Origin of the sequence: Fluviicola sp., from assembly GCF_030151805.1 — a bacterium.
Taxonomy (GTDB): domain Bacteria; phylum Bacteroidota; class Bacteroidia; order Flavobacteriales_D; family Crocinitomicaceae; genus Fluviicola.
In genome coordinates, this window is the sequence record NZ_JASLCN010000297.1 from 1 (window position 1) to 8,719 (window position 8,719).

The window sequence follows — 8,719 nt, forward strand, 5'->3', positions numbered from 1 at the left end:
CAGAATTTGATTCTCCTCCATTAGATAACAAGGGGAAAAACAAATCGTCTTACTCCAGAACCTGGAATGAACCGATCCAGGATAACCCGGAAGTCGTTCATAAAGAACGGGTATTTTCTTCGGATGAATCGGACCGGAATAAGTGGGACGATGAACTACCGGATATGTCTCTTTTCTAATCGTTGAATCATGGAAAGAAAACAGCCTTACAACACCGAAATCATCCAACGTCTTTACGAGCAGTTATGTTTTTTACAGAAACAAGGAAACAGTCGAGATTATGAAATTCGCCTGGACCATCTGACAGTAGTACCCAGAACCAATAATACGGACGTGTTTTATAGCTACGAAGCGTGTTTGGGAGAATGGACACAAGAACTAAGCGTTTGGATTTACAAAGGTTCATCGCGTGTGGCAGATAAGTATGCCTTTATTCTAAGAGAATCAGAAACCGAAAAAGGAGGCTACACTCAAATACAAGTGGATGCATTGATAGCCCGAACCAAACGGGATTATGCCCAGGGAATGGAAATGTCCGAATTGAGAAGTAAAGTAAAAAGACAGAAAAGAACCATCAAACAATTGCGGAAGGCTCTTGAAGCGAAAGAGCATGATACTTCCGGACAAGTTGCAGGTTTGATCAGCAGTTTGAGTAAAACCAACCTTTTGGATGGCGTTTTGAACACAAAGGATCATCAGGAACGAAATGAACAACCGGTTCCTGATTCAGCAACGATTAATGGACTAGATACATCCGAATTGGTTAATGTGTTTGCACATTACAAAAAGGAGCTTGGTGAAGTGGATTTCGAAGCTGTTTTAGGAATTGCGCTGACACTTGCACAAAATCCAAAGTTGGTTGCCCCGGTTCGTGAATTCATTCAACAACAAATACCGTCATGAAAGCAAAGAAATCAAAAGCAGTTGTATTGCTTACCTGTAAACAAGTTGTAGCATTTTTGCAGATTACTTCACCCACACTCCGCAAATGGACCAAAGAAGGATTGCTAAAAGCATACTCCTTGGGAGGAAGAATTTATTACAAGCAGCATGAAGTCATACAAGCGCTTCAGGCGGTTGGATAAACAAAGTTTAAATACTCCTGGAATAGTCGAGTCAAACAGCATCTTATCATAGAATTATTTAACAAAATCAACCCATACGGGATTCATCATAACATCAAATAATCCTAAATCAATTGTCATGGAAGTCAAACTTTTAGATCAGTACCAAAAGCTGATCGTTAAAAGCAAGATTAAACCTATCCGAATCAACGAAAGACGTGTGCGTTTTTCACGCTTATACATATTGAATTACATGCAATCAGAAATCACCAAGTCATGAAAATAAATGAAATATCTAAGTTGAAAATCAATTATCAACTGAAGAATGAAAAGTCTACTAAGAAGCCGGTTATTGTCAATATAAACTTTGGTTACAAAGAAATGGACTTATTAACCCGAAAGTATAAATACAAACCTTTGATAATGCCGACTGGAATTAAACTATTTCCGAATGAATGGGATCCAGTAAATAAAAAGCCATTGAATCCAGAGGATAGAAATAGACTTTATGAAATTACCACAATCATCAAACAAGTTTATCAATATCTTTCATTGAAAGGAAAAGTTTTTTATCGCGATTTTAAAGATGAGTTAGAAGAGAAGTTAAGAGGTAAGGAAAAAGTCGTTGAAGTCGAACGAATCAAAATATCTGATTTTATTTGGAATCATATTGATACGAGTGAGCGGATAACAAAGGGAACAAAAAGCAATTACAGAAACTTTGCTAATAAACTGGAAGAATTCGAGAAACAAAAAGGGATACCAGTTATGTCAAATAATCTCGATGAAGATTTGTATCTTGAAATTATAGATTTCATTCGCTCAAAAGTAAATAGAATTAATGCCGTCTGGACACTTCAGAAAATTTTCAAATCAGTACTACATGAGATTTCACGATTCTTTAAGATTGATGTTTTTGAACCAGGAACTCAGCTTTCTAACCGAGATAAAGTACAGTCTGAAAATGCAGATGCAGTTTATCTGAATATGGAGCAAATCCAAAAGATTATTGATTTTAACCCGAAAGAAGATAGACTTTCTAATGCGAAATACATTTTTATGATTCTTCTTTTTACAGGGTGCCGCGTTTCAGACGTATACAAAATACAGCCTGATAAGAAATATTCATCCAAAGGAACAAGCTTTAACTATGCAAGATACACCACTCAGAAAACTGAAACGGAAATTATTTGTCCGATTTTAAAGCCTTTGCAACGGATATTTGATAAGAATAAAGGAAAACCACCTCGAAAAGTGGCTTTGCATAAATTGAATTCATATTTGAGAGAACTGGCAATGCGAAGTAAGTTAGACGAAGAAGTGACAACTTATCATACAGATTCAAATGGAAAAAGGAAAAGCGTAAAAAAGAAATTGCATGAATTTATTTCTTCTCATACTGGACGACGTTCCTTTATCACAAATCTGATAAATTTTATACCGCTTCCTATTCTCACAAAAATTACAGGTCATAAACTTCAGGATAAGAATATCATTTTCGCATATAACAAAATGACCTTACTTGAGAATGCTGCGATGTTCTATAATCAACTACCAAGAATCACTTCTGAGAATTCTGACTACTTCCCCTTTAAATTAGTTTAAACCTTAGTAAATAAAAGTGTAGCCCTGGAGGAGAAATCTCCGGGGATTTTTTATACCCTGTCGGTAAGAAATTCGGTAAGAATTTGTTATTGTAGCATCTAGTTTCATTAAATCTCATTCAATTGCATCAAAAACCATTTTTCGCTACTATCCCCAGTATTTATAGTACTTTTAAGCGATTTAATAAAACTTGATAAAGGAGGGTTACAATCCTAGAAGGGTGGTTAATTATTTTTTGCTTATTTTATATTCAATGAAAAAGGGGAATCAATCCGGATATCATCCTTCTAAATTCCCCATGCTCTGTTTTCAATTCTTAATTTAGTGCAAATCAATCTCAAACGGCATTCTCATTTGAATTCCGGAATAAGATTCCAGTTTCATCAATCGTTTTGTCAAATCATCAATTACTTTCGGAACTGCCTGCTGCTTTATTTTCAATGATTCACGGTCGTCTTTTGAAAGCTGTTCCAGAATTGCTTCAAACGGATCTTCTTTCACTTTCGGATAATATCTCACTTTTGCATCTTTCACTTTCGCCTCTTTGATCGCAAAAGTCAATGCATCGTTCAATCCCCCCATTTTATCAACCAAACCAATTTTGATTGCATCTGCTCCGGTCCAAACACGACCACGTGCTATTGTCTGCACCTGATTCGTTGTTAACCCTCTTCCGTCAGCGACACGTTTTTTAAACTGTGCGTAAATCTGATTGACTTCCGCCTGGATCAATCCCATTTCTTCCGGTGTCAATTTTCTGTTTGTAGACAAAACGCTGTGTTTGTTTGTCTGAACACGGTCAAACGTCAAACCAAGCTTATTCTCCATAAATCCTCCGGTGTAAGGAATCACACCAAACACGCCGATTGAACCGGTGATTGTTGTAGGCTCTGCAAAAATGGTCGTTGCAGGAGTTGCAACATAATACCCCCCCGATGCGGCAACATCTCCCATGGAAACAATGACCTTCTTTTTTTTCGTGGTCAGGGAAACTTCTCTCCAGATCTCTTCAGATGCCAAAGCACTTCCTCCCGGACTGTTCACTCGGAAAACAACTACTTTGATTTTATCGTCATTGCGCACTTCTCTGAAATACTTGCAGATTTTTTCAGAAGTCATTTCGTCTCCGTTCACCGTAATAGCACCTTCACCAACGATTACCGCCACATTGGCAGTAGTTCCCATATCAAAAGCCAGCTGCTTGTTTTTAAATCCATCTGAAGCATATTCTTCGAAAGTCATGATATCTTTCAAATCTTTCAATTTGGATTTTTTCAGGACAATCGCTTCTACTTCGTCGCGGTATTTTGCAGCATCAATCAATTTCAACTTAACAGCATCATCTACACGCTGGATTTTTGCGTTTTCCGCAATCGCATTCAAATCCGCAGCACTGATCTTGCGATCCGCGGCAATCTGATTCCGCACATCTTCCCAGATTGAGGCCATGTAACGTTCAGTCTGCAAACGACTGGAATCACTCATATCCGTTCTGAAATACGGCTCTACCGCGCTCTTGAAATCGTTGTTTGAACCACGGATCACCTGCATTTCAATTCCCAATTTATCGAAGGTATTTTTGAAGAACATCAATTCTCCGCCAAGACCAATAAATTCCATTGCGGAAGTAGAGAAACCATAAACTTCATCCGAAACAGAACTGATATAGTATTGTTTTTGAGTAATGACTTCACCATTCAGGTAGGCAATCAGAAACTTCCCGGATTTCTTGAAATCTTTCAAGGCACTGCGAATTTCCATTGCTGTTCCGTAACCACATTGAACATTCCCCAATTCCAGGTAAATTCCCTTCACTTGTTTGTCCTCTTTTGCTTTTTCCAACCCGGTAAGAATATCGGCCAAACCAATTTTCTTATCCATTGAAAAACTCGGAGCATTCAAAGTGGCAGAACTCCTTTCCCCTATTTCTCCGGTAAGAGTCATGTGCAAGACACTCGTGTCCCTGACATCCGGCTCCCCGCCAAGCATAGAACCGAAAATAATCAACCAGAAGATCCATCCGAAAACGGACAAAATCATGGAAGCAACCAATGAAGGCCAAAAGATGCGCCAAAAAGAAACTTTAACTGTAGACATAGATATAACTTTGAAACAAATATACATCCAAAAAAAAAGTGATTTGAGCTTTAATGATGTAAGTTATCTTTACCCCATCAAAAGGATAAAAATTGGTTTAAATGGTAAATCGCACAAAAAACGATTTTAACAAGTTCATTTACATTGGTGTTGGCACCAATATCGGCGATAAAATGGCACATATTCAGCAAGCAATTAACGAGTTGAATGCAAAGCAGATCCACGTTTTACGCACAGCTTCTGTTTATGAAACGCCGCCCTGGGGCTTTGAAGCGGAAGAATGGTTCCTGAATACCGTTTTCGAATGCACTACGGAGCTGGAACCACAGGATTGTTTAAAAGCCCTCCAATTTGTGGAAAAAAAAATGGGAAGGGAAAGAAGTTCTCAGCAGCGTTACGAATCCCGAATCATTGATCTGGATATCCTCTTATTTAAAGACCTGCAAATCAAGCAGTCAGATTTGCAAGTTCCACACCCGTATATCACTGAAAGACAGTTTGTAACAACTCCTATGTTTGAGCTGACCGGAAATTTTTTCTTCCGTTCGCTCGGGCACGATTTCGGGGAACTAAAAAACAAATTCGAAAAGTCAGAAAATCCATTCGTCGTTCATAATCCGCCACTTGTCAATGAATAAATACGGATTAATCTTCATAGGTTAAAAAAAATGATTATTATTGCAAGGAATTTTATTAAGGTAGTAACTAACAATTGAATATGAAAAAGCAAAGTATCAAAGGATTAGCTTTTATCGCTGTAACTGGTTCGCTTGTTTCAAGTTGTGATCTTTTAAAGGATCTGGATTACACAGTAACTCCAAGCCCTCTTGAGATGCACGCTGACAGTGTACGTGTAAAAGTTGACGTTAAATTCCCAGAGAAAGGAATCAAGAAGAAGGCGTATGCTGAAATCACTCCGGAACTAGCAGGAACAAAGTTGAAAACTGTAACGGTTCAGGGAGAGAAAGCAACAGCAAATGGTACTGTGATTCAGTACAAGCCAGGTGGAACAATGACTTACACAGATGTTATTCCTTACAAGCCTGAGTTTGAAAACACTGAGTTAATCGTAACTGGAAAAGTATTCAAAGGAGGTAAAGAGAAAGTTGGTAAATTCGAGAATAAAGAAATCGCGAAAGGTACTATCATCACTCCATACCTGGTTAATAAAGATTTCAAGTGTATTTATGCGAAAGACGAGTTCAAACGTGTGAACGAGAAGTCAACTTTTGCTCAAATCAACTACTTGAAAGCAAAATATGATGTTCGTAAGACTGAATTGAAAGATGTGGATATCGTAGATTTAGGAACTTGGTTAGCTGCTGCTCAATCAAACCCGAAAATCAACATCAAGTCAATCAACATTACTGGTTATGCTTCTCCTGAAGGTGAGGTTGCGAAGAACGAAACATTGTCTTCTGACCGTGCTGGTTCAGCGAAAACAGCTACTATTGATGTTGCGAAAAAATCTAAAAACGACAAAGCTTCAGGTGAGATTTACAACCTGTCTGGTCGTGGGGAGGATTTTGACGGATTCAAAGTTCAGTTGGGTAAAAACACAACCATCAAACAAGAAGATAAAGATTTGATCTTACGTGTACTTCAAATGTACGCTGATCCGAATCAACGTGAAACTGAAATGAGAAACTTAGGTAAATCATTTACAGAGTTGGATAAAACAATCTTCCCATTGTTGCGTCGTGCTGAAATCAGTGTAGTTTATGACCTAACAGGATATTCTGACGAAGAATTGAAAGCGGTTTCTGCTTCTGATCCTCAAAAATTGACTTTGGAAGAGTTGTTGTTTACAGCAACTTTGACTGACGATTTGAATGAGAAATTACGTTTGTACAAAGAAGCTGAGAAAAAAGATCCATCTGATTACCGTGCTGCAAACAACGTTGGTGTTGTATTGTACAACCAGGGTAAAGTAGCTGAAGCTAAATCTCAGTTCGAGAAAGCAAACGGATTGAAAGATAACGCAATCTCTAAAAACAACTTAGGTGCTGTTGCAGGAGTAAGCGGAGACCGTAAGAAAGCTGCTGATTTATTCGGACAAGCTGGTGGTGCTGGTGACGAAGTAAGCTACAACAAAGGAATCATCGCTATCCAAAACGGAAAATACGCTGAGGCGGTTAGCGCATTCGGTGGAAAAGCTTCTTTCAACAAGGCATTGGCTCAATTGTTGAACGGTGATGCAGCTGCGGCTGTTAAAACGATCGACGATTCTAATGACAAAGAATCCGGACAAGGATATTACCTGAAAGCAATTGCTGCTGCTCGTCAAAGTAAATTGACTGACCTGGTTAGCAACTTGAAAAATGCAATCGGTAAAGATGCTGCCTGGAAAACGAAAGCTGCTAAAGACCGTGAGTTCTTGAAGTATGCTGAAGATGCTTCTATGGCATTCATCAAATAAGAAAAAGCATCGCTTTTGATAAAAGTCAGCACAGCTGACAATACAAAAATTTGGAACCCCGACGTTTATCGTCGGGGTTTTTGTTTATATTCGGTTCTGACAAACAACACTATGACGCTATGAACTCCATCTTTTTACGTGCAAAACACTGGCAAATCTTTGTCTCCCTGATGGTCATTCCATTTATTGTGATGATCATTTTCAGTATCATTATCGCAGTAGTGCTGGTTAGCAGAAATCCCCAAAAACCGGAAGAAATAGCCTGGATTTTTTACTTCATGCCATTTATTATAGCAGCTTCCTCCTTTGTTCAATTTGCGTGGCTGTGGAATGTCGCCACCCAACTGAGTAAATTGGTTCCCCGTGATATCGTCAAATTACCCTTAGGGAGAATCAAGACGTTTATCATCCTTCCGATCTTTTATCTCTGTTGCATTCCGCTATTTATTGCCCCCATCATTGGGGATATCGGAAATTTCGACCACGGTCCGAACCCGGGCATGATCATCAAATTTGCTTCTTTGGGAATTGTGTTTTTCTTTTTACACCTGTTTTGTATGTTCTGCTTATTTCACACGTTTTACTTTGTTGCAAAAACGATCCGTGCAGCCGAGCTTCAACGACACGTGACTTTCTCAGATTTTACAGGAGACTTTTTCCTGGTGTGGTTCTTACCCATCGGGGTTTGGTTTTTACAACCGAGAATAAACAACCTGGTCAAAGCGCAAAACGAAATAAGCGGATTGAACAGTGACGATATTATTGATAAATACTCCGGGCATTAAATAAATTCGAAATCAACCCGCCTGTTCAATTGCTTTCCTGCAGACGAGTGATTATCCCCAACGGGAACTTTTTCCCCTTTGAAATCTATGACAATGCGATCGCGTTTTAAGCCTGCTTTGACAAAAAAATCAATGATTGCCTGCGCTCTTCGCTCGGAAAGTCCGTCGTTGTATTGATCAGAACCATCTGCATCTGTATGTCCGGTTACACGTACACGTAAATCGGAATGACTATTAATTACGTATACAATCCGGTTCAGAAACGAGCTGTATTCCGGTCGGATCTCTGCTTTGTCGTAATCAAAATAAATCGGTTCGAAATGAAAGTTCTTGCGCTCAGCATCCCTCACCTCTTTTGATTTTCTTCCGTTTTTCAAGTCCTCCGCAAAAATCGGCCTCCAGGATTGAAGTTCGATCATCGTTTTCTCTCTCGAAACCGTTTCACTGACTTTAAAGCACACCACTTTTCCGGAAACACCCCGGCATTCCAGGCTGTAAAATTTCCCCTGCAAATATCCGGTAGAATCTACCAACGTCAAATCGAAATCCAACGTACACCAACGGTTGCCGTAAACGTCTTTCTTCTTCAGAATCGTTGATTGTTTTGCTTTAACTCCATTTCCTTTTGATTCAACTTTCAACTGGCGGACAACATAGCCTTCTTTGGCAGTCATCTCTTCACGTGTTACGGGTTCTTTTCCAAAGTCAAAATAAATAATACTTCCCTGATCCGGTTTTTGCCCGTCCTT

General features: G+C 39.0%; 8 protein-coding genes. 6 read left to right on the forward strand and 2 right to left on the reverse strand.

Annotated elements, in window-relative coordinates; translation table 11 throughout:
* The first annotated feature begins 189 nt into the window (after positions 1-189).
* From Q1V93_RS11425 to Q1V93_RS11435, 3 genes are all read left to right on the forward strand, one after another.
* Positions 190-903: a hypothetical protein gene (locus Q1V93_RS11425; protein ID WP_300664804.1), complete on the forward strand. Its 714-nt coding sequence runs from the start codon at positions 190-192 to the stop codon at positions 901-903.
* Positions 900-1,085 carry a helix-turn-helix domain-containing protein gene (locus tag Q1V93_RS11430; protein WP_300664805.1) on the forward strand — a complete coding sequence of 62 codons (186 nt, stop codon included), beginning with the start codon at positions 900-902 and terminating at the stop codon, positions 1,083-1,085. Before Q1V93_RS11425 ends, Q1V93_RS11430 begins: the two co-directional genes overlap by 4 nt.
* Positions 1,086-1,340: 255 nt before the next feature.
* Positions 1,341-2,669: a tyrosine-type recombinase/integrase gene (locus Q1V93_RS11435; protein ID WP_300664807.1), complete on the forward strand. Its 1,329-nt coding sequence runs from the start codon at positions 1,341-1,343 to the stop codon at positions 2,667-2,669.
* Between the two features lie 321 nt (positions 2,670-2,990).
* On the opposite strand, the gene sppA is transcribed toward Q1V93_RS11435, so the two are convergent.
* The gene (gene sppA, locus Q1V93_RS11440; RefSeq protein WP_300664809.1) at positions 2,991-4,766 is read right to left on the reverse strand and encodes a signal peptide peptidase SppA; all 1,776 of its coding nucleotides are present in this window, start codon (positions 4,764-4,766) and stop codon (positions 2,991-2,993) included.
* Between the two features lie 101 nt (positions 4,767-4,867).
* Between sppA and folK the strand changes: the two genes are divergently transcribed.
* The 3 genes from folK (at position 4,868) to Q1V93_RS11455 (ending at position 7,970) form a co-directional block, all read left to right on the forward strand.
* Positions 4,868-5,404 carry a 2-amino-4-hydroxy-6-hydroxymethyldihydropteridine diphosphokinase gene (gene folK, locus Q1V93_RS11445; RefSeq protein WP_300664811.1) on the forward strand — a complete coding sequence of 179 codons (537 nt, stop codon included), beginning with the start codon at positions 4,868-4,870 and terminating at the stop codon, positions 5,402-5,404.
* A gap of 80 nt (positions 5,405-5,484) precedes the next feature.
* Entirely contained in the window at positions 5,485-7,185 is a 1,701-nt protein-coding gene (locus Q1V93_RS11450; RefSeq protein ID WP_300664813.1) for a hypothetical protein, read from the forward strand.
* Positions 7,186-7,304: 119 nt separating this feature from the next.
* On the forward strand, positions 7,305-7,970 hold the full coding sequence (locus Q1V93_RS11455) for a hypothetical protein (protein WP_300664815.1): 666 nt from the start codon (positions 7,305-7,307) through the stop codon (positions 7,968-7,970).
* Here the strand turns inward: Q1V93_RS11455 and Q1V93_RS11460 are convergent.
* The coding region (locus Q1V93_RS11460; RefSeq protein WP_300664817.1) for an OmpA family protein at positions 7,967-8,719 on the reverse strand (753 nt) is incomplete at its 5' end. The two genes, Q1V93_RS11455 and Q1V93_RS11460, sit on opposite strands and share 4 nt — an antisense overlap.

Coding starts and splice junctions, on each gene's coding strand:
- Q1V93_RS11430 (WP_300664805.1), top strand. CDS start 900: ATGAAAGCAAAGAAATCAAAAGCAGTTGTATTGCTTACCTGTAAACAA.
- Q1V93_RS11425 (WP_300664804.1), top strand. CDS start 190: ATGGAAAGAAAACAGCCTTACAACACCGAAATCATCCAACGTCTTTAC.
- sppA (WP_300664809.1), bottom strand. CDS start 4,766: ATGTCTACAGTTAAAGTTTCTTTTTGGCGCATCTTTTGGCCTTCATTG.
- folK (WP_300664811.1), top strand. CDS start 4,868: ATGGTAAATCGCACAAAAAACGATTTTAACAAGTTCATTTACATTGGT.
- Q1V93_RS11455 (WP_300664815.1), top strand. CDS start 7,305: ATGAACTCCATCTTTTTACGTGCAAAACACTGGCAAATCTTTGTCTCC.
- Q1V93_RS11435 (WP_300664807.1), top strand. CDS start 1,341: ATGAAAATAAATGAAATATCTAAGTTGAAAATCAATTATCAACTGAAG.
- Q1V93_RS11450 (WP_300664813.1), top strand. CDS start 5,485: ATGAAAAAGCAAAGTATCAAAGGATTAGCTTTTATCGCTGTAACTGGT.